Origin of the sequence: Streptomyces sp. NPDC002209, from assembly GCF_042890265.1 — a bacterium.
GTDB lineage: Bacteria > Actinomycetota > Actinomycetes > Streptomycetales > Streptomycetaceae > Streptomyces.
Genome location: NZ_JBIARX010000016.1, coordinates 15,172 through 38,656, shown reverse-complemented (window position 1 = coordinate 38,656; position 23,485 = coordinate 15,172). Strand labels below are relative to the sequence as shown.

Genomic DNA, 23,485 nt, shown 5'->3' with positions numbered 1-23,485 from the left:
GCAGAGCGGCGGCCGGACGGGTCAGCAACCGAGGTTGTTGCCCGGTGTCACGCCCAGGATCTGCGTGAAGCTCTGGTACGCGTTGATCCGGCTCTGGACCTGGGCGGGGTTGCCGCCGTTGCACTCCAGGGAGCCGTTGATGGAGCGGATCGTCTCGCCGAAGCCGGCTCCGTTGACCATCGCGGCGTGGGCGGTCATCGTGCCCGGACCGTTCTGGGTGTTCCAGTACCACAGGGCCGTCTTCATGGCGACGGCCGGATCCTGCTCCACGAGGTACGGGTTGGCGAGCAGGTTGATGCCGAGCGCGTCGCCGGCCGCCTTGTAGTTGAAGTTCCAGCTGAGCTGGATCGGGCCGCGGCCGTAGTAGGCGGCCTGTCCCGCGGGACAGCCGTAGGGCTGGCTCGCGTCGCAGTAGTGGGGGTAGTTCGCGGTGTTCTGCTCGACGATGTACACGAGCCCGCCCGTCTCGTGCGAGACGTTCGCCAGGAAGGCGGCCGCCTCGCGCCGCTTGACGGTGTCGTCACCGGTGTTGGCGAAGGCGGGGTACGCCGAAAGGGCCGAGACCAGGCCGTTGTAGGTGTAGAAGGAATTCCGGTTCGGGAACATCTGGTTGAACTGGGCCTCGGAGACGACGAATCCGGACGGGTTGCCGGGGTTCGGGTCCTGGCCGCCGCCACCGCCGCAGGAGCCGAGGTCGGACCAGACGCCCCATTGCCCTGTGGTGCCGGGCGTCTCGCCCTGGGTCCACCACTTGGCCTGCCAGTTGTGCCCGCTGTACGAGGCGCTCATGCCGCCCGTGTAGACGGCGGACGAGGCCCACGGGGTGACGCAGGCCGCGGCCGCGGAGGCGGAGGAGGCGGGGAGGGCGACCGCGAGGCCGAAGGTGGCCGCCGCGGCGGCGGCCAGGGCGAGGGCGCGGCGGCGAAGCGCACGTATCACGTAACTGCTCCTTCAGTGGGGGGAGTTGCCGTGGGGGGCAAGTACCGCCACTGAAGCGAAGCTGGTCTGGACCTGTCAAGGTCTAGACCAACTTTTATCGTGTTCGGGCAAACGGGCGGGGCCCGTACGCGCCATCGCGCGTACGGGCCCCGCCGGTCGTCGAGGGGCGACTAGCTGAAGGCGGAGCCGTTGCCCGACAGGACCGGGATGTTGCTGAGGATGTGCGAGGCGGTCTCGTCACCCTTGGCCTGGGTGGAGTTCTCGGTGCACTGCTGGTTCATCGGGTTGGACGCGACGTTGATGTCCTGGACGCCGACGTTGGCGATGAGCGCCAGCAGCGACTGGGCGTTGACCTTGGCCGGCAGGCCGATGCAGGCCTTGTTGAGGGTGCCCTGGACCAGGCTGAGCTGCGGGCTCATCGCGCCCTCGGTCTGCTGGTTGCCGTAGATCTGGGAGGCCTCGTTGCCGTTGATCGTGGTGATGCCGTTGTCGTTGCCGATCGCCATCGCCGGGGCGGCTACCGCGGCGCCGAGGCCCAGCACGGAGGCGGTGACCGCAGTGGTGGCCATGATCTTCTTGAGCATGAGGAGGTTCCTTCTGTCGCACTGTTGCATTGGGATGGCTGCCCCCGGCGGGACGAGCTGATCAACTGCCGACGGCGGGCTTGGTTATTGCCTGTCACCCGAGTGGCCCAGTGCGCAAAGGGGGCCGCCTCCGGCTCTGTGAGCTGGAGGCGGCCCCCTCTTCCGACATCTTCAGGGCATCGCCGTGGAGACCGCGGCAGGTCAGCCCGTTTTGCGGCGGGTCTTCTTGTTCTTGCCGCCGGCGCCACCGCTGGCGCCCTGGATCTTCGCCCGGCTCTGGTGAGCCTGCTGTGCATGGGCACTGCGGGCGTTGCGCTCAAGGGCCTCCCGGAACTTGCGCTTGGCCTCCTCGGCCGCCGATTCGCCCTGCGGGGTGTCCGACTCTTCTGCCATGTTGTCCTCCTGGGTTGACCTGAAGCCGTTTCAGTCTGTCACCCTCCGTCCCCCCTGACCAGCGGGTTCGTTTCCCAGGGCCGCGCCGGGCCGCCGGTGCGGGTCACGAACGGGTGATCGGGCGGGCCCGGGCCAAGGGCGGCGGCACCGGCTCCAGCCGCCCCTTGCCGAGCACGACGACGTGGACGTCGCGGTGCGGCGGCGCACGTCCGGCGCCGGTGACCATGCGGTGGTACACGTCACCGAACGTGGCCGGCGGGCAGAGCGGGGTGCCGCCCTGCCGGGCGCCGTCGTAGCCGGGGTCGAGCTCGGCGGGAGCGTTCCGAGCCGGCTGGGCCTGCGCGACCCACCCGGGCCGCCCTCTGCGCCAGGGGCAACGGCCTCATCCGACCCGGACCGGCACGGGGCGGCACACGAAGTCCCGGGCCTCGCGGGGAGACCCGGGACTTCGCTGGTGCACTTCGCTTGACCGCCGTGTTCAACGACGGACCGCGCCGGAGGTCACCCACCGTTTTGGAATTGCACCGCGCGCCGCTGGTGCACCCTCAGCTGCAGGGTGGCGAGGTCCAGCAGCGGGGTGGGCACGGCGAGCGTACGGGCTCGGGCGACCAGGTCGCCGAAGACGTGCTCGACCTCCGTGGGGCGTCCGGCGACCAGGGTCCCGGTACATCGACGGGGTGAGCGGGGATCCGGTCGTGGTCACCGTCCGGGTGGTGAAGGCGAGTTCGGCCTCCGGTACGGGATGGCCCGCGGCGGCGGAGACGGCCGCCGCCTCGGCGAGCACGGCCGGCCCGAGGTCGCGGCCGCCGGGAACGGCGCCGACCTCGCCGACGGAGCCGCGCGCCAGGCAGGTGACGGCGGCCAGGGTGGTGATGAAGACCCACTTGTGCCACATCGCGGCAACGACGTCCGGGGTCTCGGGGCTGTCGATGCCCGCCCCGGTCAGCAGTGCGCGTACGGCGTCCACGCGGGCGGAGGGCCGGCCGTCGAGTTCACCGGTGAGCAGGGTGGACGGCGGGGCCATGCGCACGATGTCGCCGTGCTCGTTCAGGGTGGTGACCACCTTGGCCACGCCACCGAGGACCGGCGCGCCGCCGAAGTGGCCTATGAGGTGGTCGAGATGGGCCATGCCGTTGAGCAGTGGCACGATCGCGGTCCGCGGGCCGACCGCCGGGGCCAGGTCCTTCGCCGCGCGGTCGAGCGCCGTGGACTTCACCGAGAGCAGGACCAGGTCGTACGGGTGCGCCAGCGCGTCGGCGGTCACCAACTGCGGGGTGAGGGTGAGGTCTTCGCCGAGGCCCGTGACCCGCAGCCCGCGCCCGCGCAGGGCGGCGGCCCGCTCCGGGCGGACCAGGAAGGTGACGTCCTGCCCGGCGTGGGCGAGGCGGGCGCCGAACCAGCCGCCTGCTGCGCCGGCGCCGACTGTCAGGATTCTCATACGGGAGAGCCTTTCGTGAGGGGCAGCGGCTGCAGGAGCCGGTGCGGTCGGTGCAGGGCTGCGGTGACGGGATCGTCATCGGCGGACGGCGGCGGCAGTCCGGGACCGGGCGCCACGATGAGGTCGGCGACCTCGACGGGTGCGTGGCAGCCCGTGCAGTGCCCGTCGACGGCGACCGGTGCCTCGTCGGCGGCGTGCAGGAAGACCCGGCGGGGCCCGCCGGGTGCGGGCCGGTGCTCCTCGCCCCAGAGGGACAGTGCGCGGACGGCCGGCCAGAGGCGGACCCCCTTGTCCGTGAGGGCGTACACCTCGCGCCGGCCGTCCCCGGGGACGCGGGCCAGCACCCCGGCCGCGGTCAGACCGGCGAGCCGGTCGGTGAGGACCGCGCGCGGGATGCCGAGGTGGCCGGCGAAGTCCCCGAACCGCCGGACTCCGAAGAAGGCGTCCCGCACGATCAGCAGGGTCCAGCGCTCGCCGACGACCTCCATGGCGCGGGAGAGGGAGCAGGACTGGCCGCGGTAGTCGCGGGGGAGCGTCATGGGCCCACCGTAGCAAATCAGTTCGGTGACCGAACCGATTCTCAGATCGTGAAGGGCCTCTGGGAGAGGAACCCGGCGTCGGGGTTGCCCGTCGTGAAGAAGTTCGGGATCTGCGTGGCGGGCATGCGCTTCTTGATGTCGTGGTGGAAGGTCTCGTAGTCGCCGCTGAACTCCCCGCCGTTCCAGACCCGCAGCAGGGTCTCGGTGAACTTGCCGTTGACGCGGCCGTCCAGGGCGACCTGGTCGTCCTGGCATGCGGAGATGAGCACCACGCCGGGTTCCCCGCCGTCGCCGTTCGTACCCCGCAGCTCGCGCTGGAGGTCCTGGAAGAACGCCTTGTCCCGCTCGAAGATCTGCTGCTGCTTCAGGACCGGCATGAGGCGGACCGCCTCCCCCTGGGCCGGGGCGTCGATCAGCTCGGTGGCGGTGCCGCTGTGGCAGCAGTCGAGGCAGGTGATGATGCGGACGTCCTTGTGGAACCGCTGGAACTCCCGGTGCAGCTCGTCGTCGAGGAACTGGCGGTCGAAGAACACGAGGGTCTCGTCGAGTTCGTCCGGCTCGTCGCCGTCGCTGTCGGGCATCTGGCCGCCGTGGCCCGAGTAGGTGAGGAGCAGGATGTCCCCGGCCCCGAGCTTCCCGGCCGCCTTGCGCAGTGCGGTGGTGACGGTGCCGACGGTGGCGTCCTCGGTCAGGATCACGGTGTCGTCGAACCCGACTCCGCGGGCCAGTTCGGCCATGTCGCGGGCGTCGTTCTCGCACGCCATGAGCTGTCCGTCCCAGCCGTCGTACTTGCGGGGGTCGACGTTGTTGAGTCCTACGTGGATGGACACGCCAGCGGGCATGAGGTCCTCCTCGGATGCGGTGGGCACGGTGTCACCGGATGGGGCGACACCTCGGGCATGGGTTCCGCGGCGCAGGGCCCGCCGAACCGCGCGGCGCCCAGCGACGCTCGATCGGGCGCGGCGGCCGGAGCAACGCCCGCGCTGCCCGCACTCGGCCGGCGGTCACTCCACGACCGGCCGCCTTGCCACACAACAGACCGGGTGAAACCATGACAGATAGCAATCGAATCCGTCTGCCGTCGCCCGTCAGGGGCGGCCGGGTAGGTGCGGTATGCCGCTCACCGAAACGGAATGGGGCCTCGTCACCAAGTGGGTGTCCGAATATTTCCTCGACACCCCGGACCCGCATGACAGGCTCGCCCAGAACGGCTTTTCCCCGGAGTTCATCGGCAATCTCCCGCTGACCAACAAGAGCTGGGACAACGCCGTCACGCTGGTCCGCGCCTCGCGGGGGGAGATCGGGGAGCAGCTGCACCTGCTGAACGTCCTGGTCAGCCTGGATCAGCTGAGCTCCCTGCCGGCCGGCACGGAGGCCGACGGCTTCCGGGCCAGGCTGCTCGAGGACGCGAACGTGCACGCCTCCGCCCCGGACCACTCCCTCGCCTGCGTGCTCAAGAACGGCACCGAGGTGTTCATCGACCGCGCCGACCTGCGGGCACGCCTGCGGGAGATCCTCGACGACCCCGAGACGGCCGTGCTGGTGGTCGACGGCGAGGCCGACAGCGGGCGCTCGTACACCTACAACCTGATCCGGCACCTCGGCCAGCACCGCGGGTTCCGCCCGGTGCGGGTGACGCTGTCGCGCACCTCGACCGCCGCCCAGCTGGTCCGGCGGCTGGCCGAGTTCGTCGGGGACCGGGACCCCGGCATCTCACCGTTGAACACGACACAGTTGAACGATCCACTGCCGTGCGTCGACGACGCCGTCCGCCGGATCGTCAGCCGCGCCACGGCCGCGGACGAGCGGTTCTGGCTCGTCCTCGACGAGTGCGACAAGGTCGACACCAACTCCGACGTCTGGGACTGCATCGGCCAGCTGGCCCAAGCCATCTACGACTACACGCCCGTGCAGGAGGAGACCGTGCCCCGGCTCGTACTGCTGGGCTACGGGCCGACGATGCGCCAGCTGCCGCACGACCTGCGCAACAACATCTACCGGGACACGGCGCGGGTCGCCGGTCCCGACGATCTGGACACCTTCTTCCGGACCTTCTTCGCCCAGACGCCCGGACCGGGGGGCACCGCCGGGCCGCGGGACACGGCCGGGATCGCGGCACTGACCGACGCGGCCGTGGCGGCGATCCTCGTCGCCGCGCAGCAACCGGGGGACGACAGCTACATGCGGAAGATCTGCACCGCGGCCGAACGGACGGTACGCCTCTACCGGTCGCTGGGATCCGGTGAGGACCTCGAGGCCCGGCTGCGCGGCGAGCTGCTCGTCGCGGGAGCCGGGACCGCGCCCGCGGTCCCGGACAGCCGCAGGGCGTACCGGGAGGCCGCGAGCCTGCTCTCCGGGTTCGATCCCACGCAGCTGCGGCTGCCCGGCGAGGGGACGAGCAGCGGCCGGGCGGCGCTGGAACTCGTCCACGACTGCAGGACCCTCGGCACGCAGCCCCGGGCCGGCTGGGTCCTCAGGCAGGAGGTCCGCGAGGCGGCACTGCGCGGCCTGGCGGGCCCGGAGGCCGCACGCCTCGGCCTGGAGGCCAACCTCGGCCAGGTCCCCGGGGGGCCCGGACCGGAACGGTTCGCGCTCGCCTACCTCTCCGGCTCGCCGCCGGCCCTGGGGGAGCAGGACGTCGACGGGCTCGTCGGCATCCTCCAGGCGGTGCTGTGGCTCGTGCAGATCCCGCACACGACCGGGATACCGGACCCCGAGCACGTCCAGCGGCTGCTGGAGCGCGCCCGACTGCGCCAGCCGCTCGAACGCCTGGTCAGGGGCAGGTTCTGCGGGCGCGCCGCCGAGCTGGACGAGCTGCGTGCGTACGTCGGGCTGCCCCCGGCCTCTCCGCCCCGCGAACCGCCCGCACCGACGGCGGTCCCGCTGTCGCAGCCGCCGGGCCGAAGCCCCGTCGGCGGAGACCTGCCCGGCAAGGAAACCGAGGATCCCCCCTTGCTCATCCACGGGCTGGGGGGCATGGGGAAGAGCACCCTGCTCGCCAGGTTCCTCCTCGACCTCCCCTACGACTTCCCCTTCGCCTACGTGGACTTCGAGCGGCCCACGCTCTCGGTGCACGAGCCGGTGACCCTCGTCGCCGACATCGCCCGGCAGCTCGGCGTCCAGTACCCCGAACACCGCACCGCGTTCGACGCACTGGCCGGCGAGTGCGAGGAGACCGCCCGCACCCAGCGGGAGGAGCAGAACACCGTCGACGAGCTGTACCAGCTCTCCACCACCCGCTCGGGAGCCGGGCGCGGAGCCGCCGAACAGTTCCACAGCAGGGCGCGCGCCCGCGAGACGGACCTGGTCCGCCGGGTCTGCGCATGCCTCGTCCAGGCGGTGGCGGACGCGGGCGGCGGCGCGGACGCAGGCCCGCCGCTGGTGATCGTGATCGACTCGTTCGAGGAGGCCCAGTACCGCGCGAACCCCGTACTCGGCCGCATGTGGGCCATCTGGTCGGCGCTGCACGAGGGGTATCCACGGCTGCGGTTCATCGTCGCCGGACGCGCAGGCGTCCACCACCCGGCGCAGGTCGCGGAACCGAGGACGATCGCGCTCGGCGACCTCGAGCCGGACGCCGCCGTGGAGCTCCTCGTGTCCTGCGGGGTCGAGGACGAGGGCGTGGCCCGGGCCCTGGCCGAGCGGATCGGCGGCCACCCGCTCAGCCTGAAGCTGGCCGCGCACGCCGCCGTGCTCGCCCACCAGGAGGCCGGCCCGCTCGGCGAACTGGTCGAGAGCCTGCCCGCCCGGCGCCGGTACTTCTACCGCAAGGTCGACCAGATGCTCGTCCAGGGGATCCTGTACGACCGCATCCTCAAGCACATCGCCGACGCGGAGGCGCGCGCCCTCGCCCAGGCGGGCCTGGCGCTGCGCACCATCACCCCCGATCTCGTCCGGGACGTCCTCGCCCCGGCGTGCGGACTGGACGTGGACTCCCCGGAGCGGGCGCGCCGCCTGTTCGGCCGGCTGGCCCGGCTCGACCTGATGGAACCGGCCGGGCCGGGCGCCCTGCGGCACCGTTCCGACCTGCGGGCCATCATGCTGCGCCTGTCGGACACCGCACGCACCGACATGATGCGCACGGTCGGGCAGCGCGCGGTGGAGTACTACGCGGCCCGCGAGGGGCTCGAGGCCCGGGCCGAGGAGATCTACCACCGGCTGCGTCTGAACGAGAACCCCCGCTCCGTGGAGCAGCGCTGGGAGGAGGGCGTCGAGCGCTACCTCGAGCGCGCGGACCAGGACATGACCTCCCGGTCGGCCGCGTTCCTGACCGGCCGCCTCGGCGGGCACCTCCCCGACGAGGCGCTGCACGAGGCCGACCAGGAGGACTGGGAGCGCATCGCTGCACGCGAGGTCGAGGACCTGCTGGCACAGGGCCTCACCGACGAGGCAGCGGCCCGGCTCGCCGAACGCCGGCCCTGGACACCGGGCAGCCCCCTCGATCCCCTGCTCGTAGAGACCCTGGCCCGCAGCGGACGGCGTACGGAGGCCCGGGACACGGCGCAGGAGGCCGTCGACCGTGCGGAGGAGGCGGGCGACGTCGATGCGCAGCTGGAGCTGCTGCTGCTCTCCGCGCGGCTCGCGGAGGAGGACGGCGACGTGCCGGGCGCCGAACGCGACCTGGCCGAGGCGGAGGACATCGCCACCGGCCTCGGCCGGGACTTCGATGCCCTGGCAGCCACGCTGGCGCGGGCCCGGCTGGCCGCGCCGCGCGAAGGCGGCGCCGACATCGACCGCCGCCTCGCCCGGCAGCTGCGGCAGCTGCCCGACGAGGCGCTGGCCGAACAGCCGGTCCTCGTCCGGGCCGTCGCGGCCGAGGTGTCCCGGCACGATCCGGCCGCGCTCGGCCACACCCTGGACGTCGTGGGACTGCCGGACGCCGACAACGGGGCCCTGGACGGCCTCGCGGACACGATCGTCCGCGTGCTGGCGGAGCAGCCCGAGCTGCAGCTCGCCGTGACGAAGATCCTCGAGAACGCCGTCGGCCCCGTGACGCCGGCCCGGTCCGTGGAGCAGCAGCTGCCCCCGGCCCCGCCACAGCCCTCCATGGCCGACATGCTCCGCGAGGCCCGCGACCGGGGCACCCTCGACGCGCTCGCCCGGCGGCTCCTCGTGCTGCACGACCACAGCGGCGCGCTCGTCTCCGGCGTGGCGACAGCCATGGGTGCGGGTGGCCCCTGCCCTGCGCCGTCGGCACCGCAACGCACTACCGAAACAGCAGAAACAGCAGAAGCAGCCGACACAGCCGAAAGGAACGGCCCGCGAGCGGCCTGAACCCGTATGAGCGACGCGTATCTCCCCTCCGAGGAAATCGTCCGGCTGGTCGACGCCTCGCTCGAGGCCGGGCTCGCCGATCCGTCGGTACGGCGGCTGCTCCTCGACGGCATCATGCCCAAGTACCGGGGCACGCTGCCGCTGATCGCCGCGCCCGGCATGCAGGTGCACTCGGACCTGAACGAGATGAACCGCGTGGAGCGGCTGGTCGACGGCTCGGTACCGCTGGAGATCTGGCTGCGCAACGCCGTCGCCCAGACCGTGGAGGCCGGTCCGCTCGCCGTCTTCCAGAAGGCCCTGGACGAGGTGGCGCGCGACGCCGCCGGCGAGCCCGACGTGCCGGCCGGGCTGCCCGCCGGGGAGACGAAAGAGGAGATCATCCATCGGGACGACACGGTGCCCTTCGAGTTCCTGCGCGGCGGTGAGGAGGCGGGAAGGGCGGTCGCCCGGATCAAGGTCCTGCCGTACCAGGCCGGTGCCCCGCTCCAGCCGAACGGCTTCCCGCACTCGGGGACGGGCTGGCTCATCGCCCCGGACCTGCTCGTCACCAACCACCACGTGGTGAACGCCCGGACCCGCAGTGCCACCGACCGCGGCGTCGTGGACCCCGCGGACCTCCAGCTGCAGGCGCAGAACTCCCGCTCGCGCTTCGACTACGGCGCGGACGACACGGAGACCGAGGAGGTGGCCGCCAGCGGCCTGGTCGCCTGGGACGAGGCCCTCGACTACGCGGTCCTGCGGCTCACCGGCCAGCCGGCCCGGGCGGCTCTGCGGGTGGCCACCGAGCCGTTGACGATCGCCGGGGAGCCGGTGGCGGTCAACATCATCCAGCACCCCGGCGGCCAGCCGAAGCGGGTCGCGCTGCGCAACAACCTCGTCTACGAGGCGAACGAGAACGACGTGCGCTACTTCACCGACACCCGGGGCGGCTCCTCCGGATCACCCGTCTTCACCGACGACTGGCAGGTGGTCGCACTCCACCGCGGGACGCGGCGCGTCGAGGACGTCAACTTCCAGGGCAAGACCACCGCGTTCGTCAACGTCGGCACCCAGATGAGCAGCGTCATGCGGCACCTGCGGGAGCACAGCCCCGAGGTGCACGCCGAGATCACGGCGGCGCAGTCGGCGCCGGCGCAGCAGGGCCGGCCTGAGGAGGCATGAGATGGGCGGCAGCGGCAGCTCACCGGTGGCGACCGGTCCCGAGCAGGTCTTCCAGGACCTGCGCGCGGTCGCCGAACGGGTACGCCGGGCACTGGAGGCGGACGCGGACGCGGAGATCCTCGAGTCCTCGGAGAGCCTCCCGGCGGACCGGGCGCCGGCCGGGCAGATCGGCGAGTTCGCTCGCCGTGAGCGGGCGCGGGTGCTGAGCGCGGGCGTCAGCGGGCTGGAGAAACTCGCCGCCGGGCGGGCCGACGAGGTCGACGACGACGAGTACTTCGGCGTCGAGGCGATCGTCCTCCTCGAAGGCCGGCCCGCCCTGCTGATCCAGGGCCAGGACTTTCCCGCCCAGCAGGGTGACTGGGTGGTGCTCGAGGGCCAGCGGGCCGCCATCCGGGAGTCCATCGCCCGGGTGGGCCGGGTGGAGGTCGCGGGACACGCCAGTCTGGACTGGCTGGGCACCGCGTTCCTCGTCGGCCCCGGCGTCGTGATGACGAACCGTCATGTGGCGGTCGAGTTCGCCACGGGGGACGGAGCGGGCTGGACGTTCCGGCCGGGCATGAGCGCGCGGCTGGACCTGGCCGAGGAGCTGGCCGCCGTTCCCGGCGACGGCTCGCTGGAGTTCGCGGTCACCGAGGTCGTGGGGATCCACCCCGACGTGGACATGGCCCTGCTGCGCGTCGACACGGCCGGGGACGGCCGGGCTCCGGCGACCCCGGTGGCGGTGGCCGCCGATCCGCCCGCCGACGTGCCCGGCCGGCCGGTGTACGTGATCGGCTACCCGGCGGAGGACGGCCGCCGCAACGAACCGGAGGCCATGCGCCGCATCTTCATGGACGTCTACAACGTCAAGCGCCTCCAGCCCGGTACGACGACGGGGCTGGTGCCCGGCGAGCTCACGGTGAAGCACGACTGCTCCACGCTGGGCGGCAACAGCGGCTCGCCGGTCTTCGACCTCGTCGACCACCGCGTCCTCGGCCTGCACTACGGCGGCCGCTACGGCTTCGGGAACTACGCGGTCCCGCTGTGGGAGCTGGTGGACGACCCCCTGCTGAGCCGGGCGCAGGTCAACTGGGTGTGACGCGGCAGCCGGCGCGTCAGCTCGACGTGACGCGCAGCGCGTCGCCGACGAGGCGTACCGCGCGGGAGAGCCGGCCCAGCTGCTGGAGCTCGACGGCGTACATCCGGATCGAGTTCTCGATGACGGACTCGGCCACGCCCATCGAGGGCAGTTCGGCGCGGCTGGTCTCGAGGGCGACCCGGACCGCGCGCATCTCGTGCTGGAGCTGGAGCTGGGCGTGCCGGGTGAGGAGGACGGGGCTGCGCGTCAGCGTCGAGTAGCTGCCGTAGCGTGCCGGGAGCAGGTCCCGCAGCCAGCGCATGGCCGTGCGTTCCCAGTCGTGGGTACCGGGGGCCTTGACCTGACAAGGCCAGTCCGGGCTGAGCGTGGTGGAGGCCGTCTGGCGCATTCTCGTCGCTTCCGAATGGTGTCGAACTCTGATCGAGACGTTGGCGGGCGGCCTCGGCCCAGGGGTTGACCGAGGCCGCCACAAGCGCTCTGGTGGATCCCAGTGCCGGGAACCGGCACCGAGGCGGAACGTGAGGAGGAGCGTTCCGCGCGGGTGCCCGTTCTGGGAGGGCGTGGGGTCGCTCTCCTTGGCGTCTGGTGGATCCGGCGCGCTGCTTAGTAAACATATATACCGTCGAGTAAACAAGAGAATGAAAAATTACATACGCGCGGACGGCGTGAAAGTGGACTGCCTCGTACCGGTTGAAAATCGGCCTTACAGGAAGAATCCGTGCTGGTCGGCGACCTGCTCGTACCCTTCGAGGCGCGCCTGCGTCCGCTCCGGATCCGCGTCGGCCATCGCCTGCAGCAGGGCCGCGGACAGCATCCCGGGCGCCGCGTACGAGTCGAACACCAGCCGCGCCCCGGTCCCGGCGGTCAGTGCCACGTCCGCCTCGTCCACCAGCGGGCCCAGCGTCGTGTCGGTGATGAGTGCGATCTTCAGCCCGACGCTGCGGGCGGCCCGCAGCGCCGCCAGGGTCTCCTTGGCGTGCCGGGGCATGGCGAAGGCCAGCGCCCACGTCCCGCCCGCCTCGCGGGACTGGAGCAGGGCGTCGTAGGCGACGCTGCCTCCACGTGTCACCAGCCGCACATCAGGGTGGATGCGCCGTGCCGCGTAGGCGAAGTACTCCGCGAGCGAGACCGAGATCCGCAGGCCCAGGACCGTCAGCGGCACCGAGCGGGCCAGCTCGCGGCCGATGTCCAGCACCTGGTCGGTGTCGGCGAGCAGCCGCCGTACGTTCTCCAGGTTCAGGATCTCGGCGTCCACGGCGGCCTGCAGCTCGTTGCGGCGGAACTGCTCACGGGTCTCCGGCGAGCCGGCGACCGCGCTCAGTGCCATCGGCTGCAGGGCGTCGCGCAGGGCCGGGTAGCCGCTGAACCCGAGGGAGGTGGCGAAACGTGTCACCGACGGCTGGCTGACGCCCACCCGCTCCGCGAGTTCGGTGATCGACAGGAACGCGGCCTCGGTGAGGTGGTCGATCAGGTACTGGGCGATCCGGCGCTGCCCGGGGGACAGCCGGTGGCCGTCGAACAGGGCCCGGACCCGGTCGCCCGGGGCGCGCTCATGGACCGGCGGCGCCTGCCCACTCGGCGTGATCGCAGCCGCCTGTGCGCGTGCCTGCTGCCCCGATGACACCGATGGGCCTCCCTCTCATGTCACTCGTCTTCAAACATAGCTCACGCCCTGTGGTCGGCCGACCTGCAGCCGCCGGGCCCGGTCCCGGGGAGCGCGGCCGCATCTGTCGCGACTCCCGGAGGCCGGAAATATGATGTGCTCGGATCTTCGGCGCTGCGTGCGCACCGCGCGCGGCGAGAGCCGAGAGCCGAGAGCAGGGACGGGACGTATGGATGCACCCGGGAGCGGTCCGTGAGCCGGCGCCGTCCCCCGAAGTCGGTGAGCGCCGACGACCTGCTGACCACGCTGGGCCGGCTCACCGAGAGGGCGCGCGCCGGGGCGGAGATGCAGCAGGCCCGGGTGGAGCTCGCCGAGGCCCTGCAGCGGGAGATGCTGCCCGCCTCGCTGCCGGCCCTGCCCGGGCTGCGCAGCGCCGCCCGCTACGTACCCGCCCGGCACGGCCTGGACATCGGCGGCGACTGGTACGACGGCTTCCCGCTGCCCGAAGGCGCCCTCGCCTTCTCCATCGGCGACGTACAGGGTCACGACGTCGAGGCCGCCGCCTTCATGGGGCAGGTCCGCGTCGGCATGCGCGCGGTGTCCGCCGTGGTCGAGGACCCGGGGGAGGTGCTGAGCCGGGCCAACGACGTACTGCTGTCGATGGACTGCGAACTCTTCGCCACCTGCACCCTGCTCCGCTTCGACCCGGAGACCTGGGAGCTCGAGAGCGCACGGGCCGGCCACGTGCCCTCCGTCTGGGCCACGGTCGACGGCCGGTACGGCATCACCGACGACGAGGGCGGCCTGCCGCTGGGGGTGGAGCCCGGGGCGGGATACGCGGTGACCCGGCGCCGGCTGGACCAGGCGGGCTCCATCGTCCTGCTCACCGACGGCGTCGTCGAAGGGCCGTCGTTCCCGATCGACGTCGGACTGGCCCGCGTGGCCCGGGTGGTCCGGGAGGCGGCGGGCGCCGACCCCGACGAGATCGCCGCCGAGATCATGAAGGTGGCCGACTCCACCGGCCACGCCGACGACGCGGCGGTGCTCGTCCTCAGCCATGACGCGGCAGGCCCCCGCCGCTGGTAGTGCGTGTCACGCTCCGCCCGGAGGCGGCGGTTGTTGTCTGATGCTGTGGTGCGCACCGAGGAATGGCGACGTCTCGCAGGAACCCTGCTCGCGATCCTCGGCGTCGCCGCCGCCTACTACGCCACCGGACGGATCGGCCTCCTGCTGCGCGTGGTCGTCGAGGGCGCCGAGGTCACACCCCTGTGGCTGCCCACGGGCATCGCGGTCGCCGCCCTGCTGTGGTTCGGCCCGCGGATCTGGCCGGGGATCGCCCTCGGCACGTACCTCGCCATCGAACACCTCAGCAGTTTCCAGATCCGGGACGCCGGCATCGTCCTGGGGAACACCCTCGCCCCGCTGTGCGCGTACCTGCTGCTGCGCCGCGTGGGTTTCCGCACCGAGATCGACCGGCTGCGGGACGGCCTGGCACTGGTCTTCCTGGGCGGGCTCGTGCCGATGCTGATCAGTGCGTCCCTCGGCACCGGGGTGCTGGTGGCCACCGGTGACCTGGCGCCGAGCGGGTTCTGGCCGGTGTGGTCGGCGTGGTGGGCCGGCGACGCGATGGGGGTGCTCGTGGTGACCCCGGTGCTGCTCGTCCTGCCCACGATCCGCATGTCGGATGACGCCTACCGCGTCGCCGAGGCGGTGGCCCTGACCGTCGCCGCCGGGGTCGTCTCGTTCGCGGCCAGCCGGAGCTCCCTGTCGGTGCTCTTCCTCGTCTTCCCACTGCTGATCTGGTCGGCCGTGCGCTTCCAGCTGGCCGGCAGCGCGCCCTGCGTCCTGGTCGTGTCCGTGGTGGTGATCTGGGCGGCGACCGATCAGGCCGGACCGTTCGCCGGCCACACCCTCTTCGAGATCATGGTCAACCTCCAGGCGCTCAACGGCTCGGCGGCCCTGACCGCGCTCCTGCTGTCCGCGATGGTCACCGAACAGAACAACATCCGCCTGAAGATCGAGCAGGTGTGCGAGGACCTGGCCGAGGTCGTCGAACGGCTCGCCCCCCGCAGGCCGGGCGACTAGGGGGTGTCGATCACGTCGTGTCGACGAGGCACCGGCTGACCGGAGGCCTCAGGTCCGTGCGTCCGCGGGCGGCAGTGCGTCCGCGACGGCGCGCGCGAGCGCGTACGGATCCCCGCTCGGCTCCGTCGGATGGGCGCTCGTACGGCGCGTCCACGCCTCCTCCACGGCGTACCAGTCGATCTCCTCCGGTGCCCCACCCGAGACCAGAGCCCGGTCCAGCGAGGCGAAGTACCGGGCCCAGCGCGGCGCGTAGAACTCCTCCAGCAGCCCGGCCCATTCGCGGTTCGCGTAGTCGTGCAGCGCGAACGGCGGCTCGCTGGCGGTACGGGTGCCCCACGTGGTCAGCAGGGAGCGGACGTCGTACTCGTAGCGGTCGCGCTCCGCGTCGTTCACGCCCCAGGACCGGGCGTCGGCCGTCCACCGGCCGAACAGGAAGTTCCGGTCGGATCCGGTGACGGCCGCCAGCAGCCGCTCGTCGCGCTGCCACTGCGCCACCAGCAGCCGGAACCGGCCCAGGTCCCCGGTCCGGTACGCGGCCCTGATCTGCGGCAGCAGCACCCGCGCATGATTGGCGAGGGCCTGGCGCGCGGTGTCCACCAGGTCGTAGCGGTACGCGCTCGAACGGCGCAGCCGGGGCGCGACCCCGAGCAGCGCGTCCAGCGCGCTGCGCACCGACGCCGCCGGGTAGCGCATCCCCCCGGGCGTCCAGGCGCTCGCCTTGTTCGCCGTCAGGCTCGGGCGCGCCGTGAACAGGCTGTCCTGGGGCTGCGCGGAGTCCGTCCCGGTGCTGTAGGGGCCGCGCCGCAGCGCCTCCCAGGCGGCCTCCGCGTACGCGTCCGCACCGCCGTACCGGCTGCGCGCGTACGCGGCGAACCACGCCCGCTGGTCGATCGGCCCGGGCTCCCAGGCGAGATCGGTGAACAGCTCGAACGCCGCCGGGTCCTTCCCGGCCGCCTCCGGCATGTACGCGATGCCGGTCAGCGCGCTGTCCGGCTCGGCCCGCCACGCGCCGAACCGCCCGATCCAGACGGAGGTGTTGGCGCCGACCGTCGTGTGCCCGCCGAAGTTGTGGATCGTGCCCAGCGCGTACGGGGTGTGTGCCCAGGAGGTCTCGCGGTCCAGGTTCTCGTAGCGCTCGGACATCCCGTCCACGATCAGCATCCGGGAGGTGTCCACCCCCGAGAGCAGTTCCGCCGTCGGATCGTCCTGCCAGCCCAGCACCGCCCAGACCGCCCCCGGGCGGGCCGTGTCCAGGGCCTTCTGCACGGCGCCCGCGGCCGCCTTCACGTCGACGGAGGCCGCCGTCCCGCCCTCGTGCAGCGGGCTCATCCGGTACATCGCGCTGTCGCCGAACCGGGCGCGCTGCGCCGCGTAGTAGTCGGCCGCGAGCGCGGCGAACACGGGCCCGGCGGGATCCAGCCAGTCGGGCCGGGTGAACCCGTCCCAGGTGCCCTGGGGCCGTACCCGGGCGCCGGGGTTGCGGTCGGCGAAGCCGGGCGGCACCGTGCCGAAGAAGCCGGGCAGGACCGGGGTCATGCCGAGGGCGCGCAGCTCGTCGGCGACCCGCCCGCCGAGCGACGCCCGCTCCTCGATCAGCCGCTCGCCGACCGGACCCCCGAACCCGCTCAGGTTCTGCAGCAGCCACCAGCTCTGGTGTGCGGGGCCCGGGATCCAGGCGCGCAGTTCCGCCGCCGTGTACCCGTACCGCCGCAGGGCCGCGTAGTACGGGTACTCCGCGCCGACCTGGACCAGCACCTCGTTGATGCCGTGCAGGGCGAGCAGGTCGATCTGCCGGCGGCGCTCCTCCCAGGTGCGGTACGCGCCCGCGTAACCGTCGTCGGTGTCGTTGAGGGCGTACCGGTGGCGGACGAGGGCGCTGCGGACAACCGGCTGCGGGAGCCCGGGCAGGACGTCCGGGAGGTGGTCCAGGCTGTCGCCCGGCCAGCCGATGTCCACGTGGGCGACGTGCCGCAGGTACCAGCCGACGCCGGTCAGCACGGTCGCCGGCGTACTGCCCCGGACGACGACGGCCCCGGCCCGGCCGGACACCGTGAAGCGGTCCTGGCCGTCGGCGCTGCGGGGACCGGGCAGGAGGATGAACTGGCCGGCGTGCCGGGGCAGCAGCCGCCGCACCGCGGCCCGGGCGGCGGGAACACCGGCGCGCACCGGGCCGGCGGCCGGGGCGGCGATCCGGGCGGACACGGCGGGCTCCGCCGACGGGGTGACGGGCAGCGCGGCGGTCCCGCCCGGGGCGGCCGCGAGGACCAGCAGCGCGAGGAGGGCCGGGAGCCCCGGGCGGCGGGACGGCCGGGGCCGGTCGGATCGTGGCATCGGAGGTCCTCCCGAGTCGGTGGCCCCGCAGGGCGGCAGCCCCACTAACGGCACCGGGGCCGACGAGGTGACGGCCCGTATGCAGCCCGCCCGGGCGGCCCCTGGGGGGATCGCGCCGGGGGAGCGAGCCCGGTCGCGGCCGGCGCTCCGCCGGGTACGGGGCACGCGCCGACCCGGAAGCGGGCGGCAGATGACGAGGCAGGCGCCGGCACCGGGTGCATCGCGAGCGCCTGCCCTACGATGTCCCGGCGCGCCGACCGCCACCACCCCGGCTGCCCGGCGCCCACGACCCGGACGCCACCGCCGCCGTGGTCGTCCCCCGGGCGAACACCGCCGCCAGGACCGGGAATCGGCCAGCCGGGGGCCTGAGCCGGCACGTGCCGCGCGCGGGCCGGATTACCGTGGCCGCCGAGTCCCGTGCACGCACAGCCCCACACGCACAGCCCCACGCGCACAGCCCACACGCAGATCCACGAGCACGCCCACCCGCAGGGCCGTCGGCGCTGCGCCGCACGGCGCACGGCGCAGCGCGAGGCCCTCACCACCCCAGGACCCGTCACCGGAGGAGCCCGATGAACCCGATACTCGAGGCGGTCCGCGAAGGCCGCACCGACCTGATCCCCCGTCTGCTCGAGCCGCTCACGCCGCCCGAGCGCCGGGAGCTGCTCGGCCGACTCGCCGATCTGCGCCGCGAGATACGCGGCTGGGACTGGAACCACTGGCAGGAGCGCGACCGCATCCGCTCCGGCCTGCTCGTCGCGGGTGCCGGCTGCCACACCGACGCGGCCGCCGCGGCCTCCTGGATCGGCGCGCCCGATCTGCGCGACGGGCAGCAGTTACCCACCGGGCTGCTGCTCGGCCTGCTCGCCGACCGCGACCCCGGCTGGCTCGGCGACCTCGCCCACCGCCTCGCAGACCTCCCCACCACCGCCGAGGCGGACTATCCGCTGATCCGGGAGCTGGTCCGGCTCGCCGGCTGCCGCGTTCCCACCACCGACGCGTTCGTGCACGGCTGGGTCCGGTCCATCTTCACGATGGACCGCGCCCGCTCCACGCACAGCCCGCTGTCGATCGTCCTGCGCCAGGATCCGTACGCACGCGAGCTGGTGCCCCAGCTCTTCGTGACGGCCCAATCCCCCGAGGCGCTCCACTGGTGCAGCGATCCGACGGCCCCGAACCACTGGCCGTCCGAGCTGGCCGCGCTCGCGCAGGAGGGGATCGTCGAGCGCCGCGTCCTCGTCGACGGCTGCGTCGCCCGGCTGCTGCGCGGTGGCCGGCAGAACCAGCTGAAGTTCTTCCTCACCATGCTGGAACGCCTCGAACTCACCCCGGCCGAGGAGCGGGAGCACACGGCCGACTGGATCGCGATGGCCGCCGACGGGCCGTCGCCGCTCGCCGGACACGCCCAGCAGGTGCTCGCCCGGCTGTCCGAGGCGGGCGAGCTGCCGGCGCAGCAGCTCGCGCAGATGTCGCGCTCCCTGCTCCGCCGACCGGAGAAGAAGCTCGTCCGCGCCCAACTGGCGCTCCTGGGCCAGGCCTTACGACGCGACCCGGCCGCCAGGCACGCGGTGCTGCCCACCGTCGCCGACGCCTTCGGGCACGAGGACACCGCCCTGCAGGAGCGTGCCCTCGGGCTGCTCGTCCGGCACCTGCGGCCCGGCGACCGGGAGCTGCGCCGCGAACTCGCCCTCCACACCGATGCGTTGAGCCCGCTCCACCGGCGCGCCGCCGCGGAGCTGCTCGGGTCCGCGGGCGGCAGCTGCGCGGAGCCGGCGTACGAGGAGGTCCTGCCCCCGGCGCCGGTACGCCGCCGCCTCGCCGCCGAACCCCCGACGCTCGCCGGGACCGTCGGTCTGGTGGCGGCCTCCCTCGCGTGCGGGGAGCAGACCGCCGCCTCGTTCGAGTCCGCCCTCGACGGCCTCGTCCGCCACGCCCACCAGGACCGCGCCGCCCTGGCCGAGGCCCTGCGCCCGGTCCTCGGCGGCCGCTGGTGGCGCCCCGGGGGCGGTCGGCCGGTGGATCCGGAGCGGCTGTCCGGGCTGGAGCTGATGGCGGCCGCGGTGCTCGGCCGGGTCCGTGCGTACGACCTGGGACCGGAGCGGGTTCCGCGCGGTGACGGCTGCCGGCCGGACTGCGTCCACGCCGCGCTGAGCGCCGTGACGGCCTCCCGGGTGGCGGAGGCCGCGCACCGCGTCCTCACCGACCCGCTGCCGTTCCTGCTCGCCACCCCGACCTGGGAGACGGGCTCCGTGGAGCCCGAGGAGCTCCTCGTACGGCTCGCCGCGTACCGGCGGCTCGGCGCGGAGCCCGCCCCGGCCGACTTCGCCCAGGCGCTGCTGCGCGTACGGTGCGACCCCGGGGCCGCGCCGGCGGCAGCCGGGCTCGGCACCCCCGAGGGCGAGCGGCTCGCGGCCTGGCTCACGGGTGCGGGCGAACCGCCCGCGGTGCTGCGCCGCGTGGCGGTCCCGGCGGCGGCAACGGACCCGCAGGCCGGCCGCCTCTGGTGGGACCGGCCCCCGGCGGCGGCCCGGCAGATCGTGCTCGAGCCCCGGGAACGGTGCGTCGTCCGGCAGGAGTTCCCGGCGGCGTTCCGCAGGCTGGACCTGGCGCTCGCCGAGCCGGGCCGCAGCTGCTCCCGCACGTGCGAGGGCGGCCTCGTCCAGCAGGCCGTCCTGCCCGAGGACCGCGAGACGCAGGCGGCCTGGCTGCTGCCCGAGGTGACCGCGGGGGCCACGGCGCGGGAGCGCGGCGCGGGTGCGCCGCTGCCGCGGCTGGCGGAGCTGGGCGGACCGGCGGGCCCCGCCCTGCACCTGGCGGTGGCGACCGGCCTCGGCGCGGGCCATGCCGAGGACCGCCGCGCGGCCGTGGACGCACTGCTGCTCCTCGCGGCCCGCGGCGAGCTGGACGCCCCGAGGGTCGGGCGGGATCTGGCCGAACTGCTCGGCCTGGGCACGGTGAAGCCCAGCAGGCTGGCCGAGGCGGCGCGCGCGGCCGCTGCCACCGGTGCGTACGCCACGACCTGGGCGGTGCTCGCGGAGGCGCTGCCGCCGCTGCTGGCCGGGGGCGCCGCCGCGCGGGGCACGGGCGAGCTGCTGGCGGTGGCCGCGGACTGTGTGGAGCGCTGCGGTGCGCGGGGTCCCGCCCCGGCGGGGCTGGCGGAGGCCGCCGCGCGCAGCGGCTCATCGCAACTCGTCACGCAGTCACGGCGGTTGAGGCAGGCGCTGGCGGCGGGTTCGTAGCGGGTCGGCAGGGAGGGGCCGGCCGGTACGGTCGGGGCGCCGGGGCGGGGCGGGCCCCGGCTCGGAGACCGTACCGCCGGAACGCTTCCGGGGCCGCAAACGCGTCCACCCGGCAGCGGAGGAGCTCCGCTGCCGGGTGGGGAGAAGGGGGGAGGGGCGGCCTCAGCCCTTGGGGACGGTGATCACGACGGTGCTGCACACCTTGTCGGCGAAGGTCTGCTTCTTCTCGTCCCACAGCGGCCACAGCCAGCCGATGTAGCAGGCGAGGCTGTCGAGGGCGTGGGCCAGCTTGCGGACGAACGCCATGCCGAAGCCGAGGGTGTTGCCGTCGGCCTCGCGGCGCACGCTGATGCCGAGGACCTTCTTGCCGATCGTCTGACCGGTGGCGCCCTCCTTGTACAGCTGGAAGACGGCCATGCCGATCGCGTACAGGACGCCGATCGTGAAGAAGATGCCGGGCTCGGCCGTGGCCGAGTTCTCCGCGGTGGCGAGGTCGATGAACCCCAGCGCGTACATCGGGCCCGCGATGATCAGGAGGTCCAGCAGGTACGCGCCGAAGCGCTGGCCCCAGTGGGCGAGCGGCGGCATACCGGCGCCGGGCATGCCGGGCATCCCGGGCGGCGGGTAAGCGCCGTACGGCGGCGGGGTCTGCTGCGGGTGGCCGTACTGCGGCGGGACGCCCTGCGGGGGCTGCTGCGGGTAGCCGTACTGCGGCGGCACGCCCTGGGGAGCCTGCTGCGGGTAGCCGGGCTGACCCTGCGGGGGCTGCTGGCCGTACGGGTTGTTCGGGTCGCCGAAGCTCATGGCGGAAACTCTCCGGTGTCGGAAACGGGGACGTAGCGCAACGATCGGAGGAACATCACCATATGGGCGGTTCTGCCCCCCTGAGCGGCCGCGATCTAGCGCGCATCATCGTGGTCGTTCCATCGACCACTTGTCCAATCCGGCCAGTTCGGCCCGGCTGCGATCCCTCCAGCGGCCGCCGCGCCGAGGTGGCCGAATCCGATGAGCGGGAATTCCGGGCGCTTCCGACCCGGTGGTAACTTCCGCGAGTTGATCTGGCCGGTCGCCCCCACGCGGCGACGGCGATCCCTCCTGCAAGGAAGTCACATTGCACCGCCATTCCCTTTTCCGCCCGTCCGCTCCCGCCACCCGCCGGGCGGTGTCGGCGGTCCTGCTGGCCCTGTTCACCGCCGGCCCGGCCACCGCCACGGCCGCCGCGGCGGCCGACCCCGCCGCGCCGGCGCCCCACCTCGATGCGGTGGAGCAGACGCTCCGCCAGGTTTCCCCCGGCCTCGAAGGCCGGGTGTGGGAGCGCACCGCCGGCAACGTCCTCGACGCCTCGACTCCCGGCGGCGCCGACTGGCTGCTGCAGACGCCCGGCTGCTGGGGCGACGACACCTGCACCGCACGGCCGGGAACCGAGCGGCTCCTTTCGAAGATGACGGAGAACATCTCCGAGGCGACGCAGACCATCGACATATCGACTCTCGCACCGTTACCGGACGGCGCGTTCCAGGACGCCCTCGTGGCGGGTCTCAAGTCCGCGGCCGCGCGGGGGAACAAGCTCAAGGTGCGCGTCCTGGTCGGTGCCGCGCCCCTCTACCACCTGAACGTGATGCCCTCGAAGTACCGTGACGAGCTCGTCGCCAGGCTCGGTGCGGACGCCCGCGCCATCGACCTGAACGTCGCCTCGATGACGACCTCGAAGACGGCTTTCTCGTGGAACCACTCCAAGCTCCTCGTGGTCGACGGCCGGTCCGTGATCACCGGCGGCATCAACAGCTGGAAGGGCGACTACCTGGAGACCGCGCACCCGGTCGCCGACGTCGACCTCGCCCTGCGCGGGCCGGCCGCCGCCTCCGCCGGCCGCTACCTGGACGAGCTGTGGTCATGGACCTGCCGCAACACGGGGAACATCGCCAGCGTCTGGTTCGCCTCGTCCAACGGCGCCGGGTGCATGCCCACGCTGACCCAGAACGCCGCTCCGGCCGCCGCTCCGGCCGCGCCTGCGGCCACGCCGCCGGCGAGCCCGGGCAGCGTACCGGCCGTCGCCGTCGGCGGACTCGGCGTCGGAATCATGCGCAACGACCCGTCCTCGGCCTTCCGGCCCACCCTGCCGAGCGCCTCCGACACCAAGTGCACCGTCGGCCTGCACGACAACACCAACGCCGACCGCGACTACGACACGGTCAACCCGGAGGAGAGCGCCCTGCGGACGCTGATCTCGAGCGCGAACCGGCACATCGAGATCTCCCAGCAGGACGTCAACGCGACCTGCCCGCCGCTGCCCCGCTACGACATCCGCCTCTACGACGCCCTCGCCGCGCGGATGGCCGCCGGCGTGAAGGTCCGCATCGTCGTCAGCGACCCCGCCAACCGCGGAGCCGTGGGCAGCGGGGGCTACTCGCAGATCAAGTCCCTCTCGGAGATCAGCGACACCCTCCAGGGCCGCCTCGCCCTGCTGACCGGCGACCGGGGCGCGGCCAAGGCCGCGATGTGCTCGAACCTCCAGCTGGCCACGTTCCGCAGCGCGCAGAGCCCGAGGTGGGCCGACGGGCACCCGTACGCGCAGCACCACAAGGTGGTCTCCGTGGACGGCTCGGCCTTCTACATCGGTTCCAAGAACCTCTACCCGTCGTGGCTCCAGGACTTCGGCTACGTGGTGGAGAGCCCGACGGCGGCCGGGCAGCTCGACGCCCGGCTCCTGACCCCGCAGTGGCAGTACTCGAGCGCGACGGCCACGGTCGACCACGAACGCGGCATCTGCCCGGCCTGACCCACCGGAGCTGCCCGACGGCCGTGCCCGCTTCACCTCCCG

At 73.3% G+C, this 23,485-nt stretch carries 18 protein-coding genes and 1 pseudogene; 7 read left to right on the top strand and 12 right to left on the bottom strand.

Going from position 1 to position 23,485, the window contains the following annotated elements:
* Positions 1–21: 21 nt before the first annotated feature.
* The 8 genes and pseudogenes from ACFYXK_RS26295 to ACFYXK_RS26260 form a co-directional block, all read right to left on the bottom strand.
* Positions 22–939, bottom strand: coding sequence for a glycoside hydrolase family 19 protein (locus ACFYXK_RS26295; RefSeq protein WP_389413334.1), 918 nt, complete (start codon positions 937–939; stop codon positions 22–24).
* Between the two features lie 170 nt (positions 940–1,109).
* Positions 1,110–1,523 carry a rodlin gene (locus ACFYXK_RS26290; protein WP_389413333.1) on the bottom strand — a complete coding sequence of 138 codons (414 nt, stop codon included), beginning with the start codon at positions 1,521–1,523 and terminating at the stop codon, positions 1,110–1,112.
* A 201-nt stretch (positions 1,524–1,724) separates the two neighbouring features.
* Positions 1,725–1,916 (bottom strand): DUF5302 domain-containing protein, encoded by a 192-nt coding sequence (locus tag ACFYXK_RS26285; RefSeq protein ID WP_362629783.1) that lies wholly within the window; start codon positions 1,914–1,916, stop codon positions 1,725–1,727.
* Positions 1,917–2,019: 103 nt separating this feature from the next.
* Entirely contained in the window at positions 2,020–2,154 is a 135-nt protein-coding gene (locus ACFYXK_RS26280; RefSeq protein ID WP_389413332.1) for a hypothetical protein, read from the bottom strand.
* Between the two features lie 263 nt (positions 2,155–2,417).
* Positions 2,418–2,528 (bottom strand): hypothetical protein, encoded by a 111-nt coding sequence (locus tag ACFYXK_RS26275; protein ID WP_389413417.1) that lies wholly within the window; start codon positions 2,526–2,528, stop codon positions 2,418–2,420.
* Between the two features lie 106 nt (positions 2,529–2,634).
* Positions 2,635–3,354 (bottom strand): annotated as a pseudogene (locus ACFYXK_RS26270) (ketopantoate reductase family protein); the annotation flags it as partial.
* Positions 3,351–3,893, bottom strand: coding sequence for a winged helix-turn-helix transcriptional regulator (locus ACFYXK_RS26265; protein ID WP_389413331.1), 543 nt, complete (start codon positions 3,891–3,893; stop codon positions 3,351–3,353). The pseudogene ACFYXK_RS26270 and the gene ACFYXK_RS26265, both read right to left, overlap by 4 nt.
* A gap of 41 nt (positions 3,894–3,934) precedes the next feature.
* The gene (locus tag ACFYXK_RS26260; RefSeq protein WP_389413330.1) at positions 3,935–4,735 is read right to left on the bottom strand and encodes a caspase domain-containing protein; all 801 of its coding nucleotides are present in this window, start codon (positions 4,733–4,735) and stop codon (positions 3,935–3,937) included.
* A gap of 271 nt (positions 4,736–5,006) precedes the next feature.
* Here ACFYXK_RS26260 and ACFYXK_RS26255 point away from each other — a divergent pair, with 271 nt between their 5' ends.
* Genes ACFYXK_RS26255 through ACFYXK_RS26245 form a run of 3 tightly spaced genes read left to right on the top strand, consistent with a single transcriptional unit; the run spans position 5,007 to position 11,406 of the window.
* Positions 5,007–9,167: a hypothetical protein gene (locus ACFYXK_RS26255; protein ID WP_389413329.1), complete on the top strand. Its 4,161-nt coding sequence runs from the start codon at positions 5,007–5,009 to the stop codon at positions 9,165–9,167.
* A gap of 6 nt (positions 9,168–9,173) precedes the next feature.
* The gene (locus ACFYXK_RS26250) at positions 9,174–10,328 is read left to right on the top strand and encodes a trypsin-like peptidase domain-containing protein (protein WP_383511613.1); all 1,155 of its coding nucleotides are present in this window, start codon (positions 9,174–9,176) and stop codon (positions 10,326–10,328) included.
* 1 nt (position 10,329) lies between these two features.
* Positions 10,330–11,406, top strand: coding sequence for a trypsin-like serine peptidase (locus ACFYXK_RS26245; protein ID WP_389413328.1), 1,077 nt, complete (start codon positions 10,330–10,332; stop codon positions 11,404–11,406).
* Positions 11,407–11,422: 16 nt separating this feature from the next.
* Here ACFYXK_RS26245 and ACFYXK_RS26240 read toward each other — a convergent pair whose 3' ends face one another.
* Positions 11,423–11,794, bottom strand: coding sequence for a hypothetical protein (locus ACFYXK_RS26240; RefSeq protein ID WP_383511616.1), 372 nt, complete (start codon positions 11,792–11,794; stop codon positions 11,423–11,425).
* A gap of 315 nt (positions 11,795–12,109) precedes the next feature.
* Positions 12,110–13,030, bottom strand: coding sequence for a MurR/RpiR family transcriptional regulator (locus ACFYXK_RS26235; protein ID WP_389413327.1), 921 nt, complete (start codon positions 13,028–13,030; stop codon positions 12,110–12,112).
* A 231-nt stretch (positions 13,031–13,261) separates the two neighbouring features.
* Here ACFYXK_RS26235 and ACFYXK_RS26230 point away from each other — a divergent pair, with 231 nt between their 5' ends.
* Both ACFYXK_RS26230 and ACFYXK_RS26225 read left to right on the top strand, forming a co-directional pair.
* Positions 13,262–14,095: a PP2C family protein-serine/threonine phosphatase gene (locus tag ACFYXK_RS26230; protein WP_389413326.1), complete on the top strand. Its 834-nt coding sequence runs from the start codon at positions 13,262–13,264 to the stop codon at positions 14,093–14,095.
* A gap of 45 nt (positions 14,096–14,140) precedes the next feature.
* A complete protein-coding gene (locus tag ACFYXK_RS26225) occupies positions 14,141–15,094 on the top strand; it encodes an MASE1 domain-containing protein (protein ID WP_389413416.1) in 954 nt (317 codons plus the stop codon).
* Between the two features lie 48 nt (positions 15,095–15,142).
* Here the strand turns inward: ACFYXK_RS26225 and ACFYXK_RS26220 are convergent, their stop codons facing one another.
* Positions 15,143–17,425 carry an alpha-N-acetylglucosaminidase gene (locus ACFYXK_RS26220; protein WP_389413325.1) on the bottom strand — a complete coding sequence of 761 codons (2,283 nt, stop codon included), beginning with the start codon at positions 17,423–17,425 and terminating at the stop codon, positions 15,143–15,145.
* Positions 17,426–17,997: 572 nt separating this feature from the next.
* On the opposite strand from ACFYXK_RS26220, the gene ACFYXK_RS26215 reads away from it, so the two are divergent.
* Complete coding sequence (locus tag ACFYXK_RS26215) at positions 17,998–20,664, top strand: DUF6493 family protein (protein WP_389413324.1); 2,667 nt, start codon at positions 17,998–18,000, stop codon at positions 20,662–20,664.
* A gap of 162 nt (positions 20,665–20,826) precedes the next feature.
* Here ACFYXK_RS26215 and ACFYXK_RS26210 read toward each other — a convergent pair whose 3' ends face one another.
* A complete protein-coding gene (locus tag ACFYXK_RS26210; RefSeq protein ID WP_389413323.1) occupies positions 20,827–21,468 on the bottom strand; it encodes an RDD family protein in 642 nt (213 codons plus the stop codon).
* Positions 21,469–21,775: 307 nt separating this feature from the next.
* On the opposite strand from ACFYXK_RS26210, the gene ACFYXK_RS26205 reads away from it, so the two are divergent.
* Complete coding sequence (locus ACFYXK_RS26205) at positions 21,776–23,443, top strand: phospholipase D-like domain-containing protein (RefSeq protein ID WP_389413322.1); 1,668 nt, start codon at positions 21,776–21,778, stop codon at positions 23,441–23,443.
* The last annotated feature ends 42 nt before the right edge of the window (positions 23,444–23,485 follow it).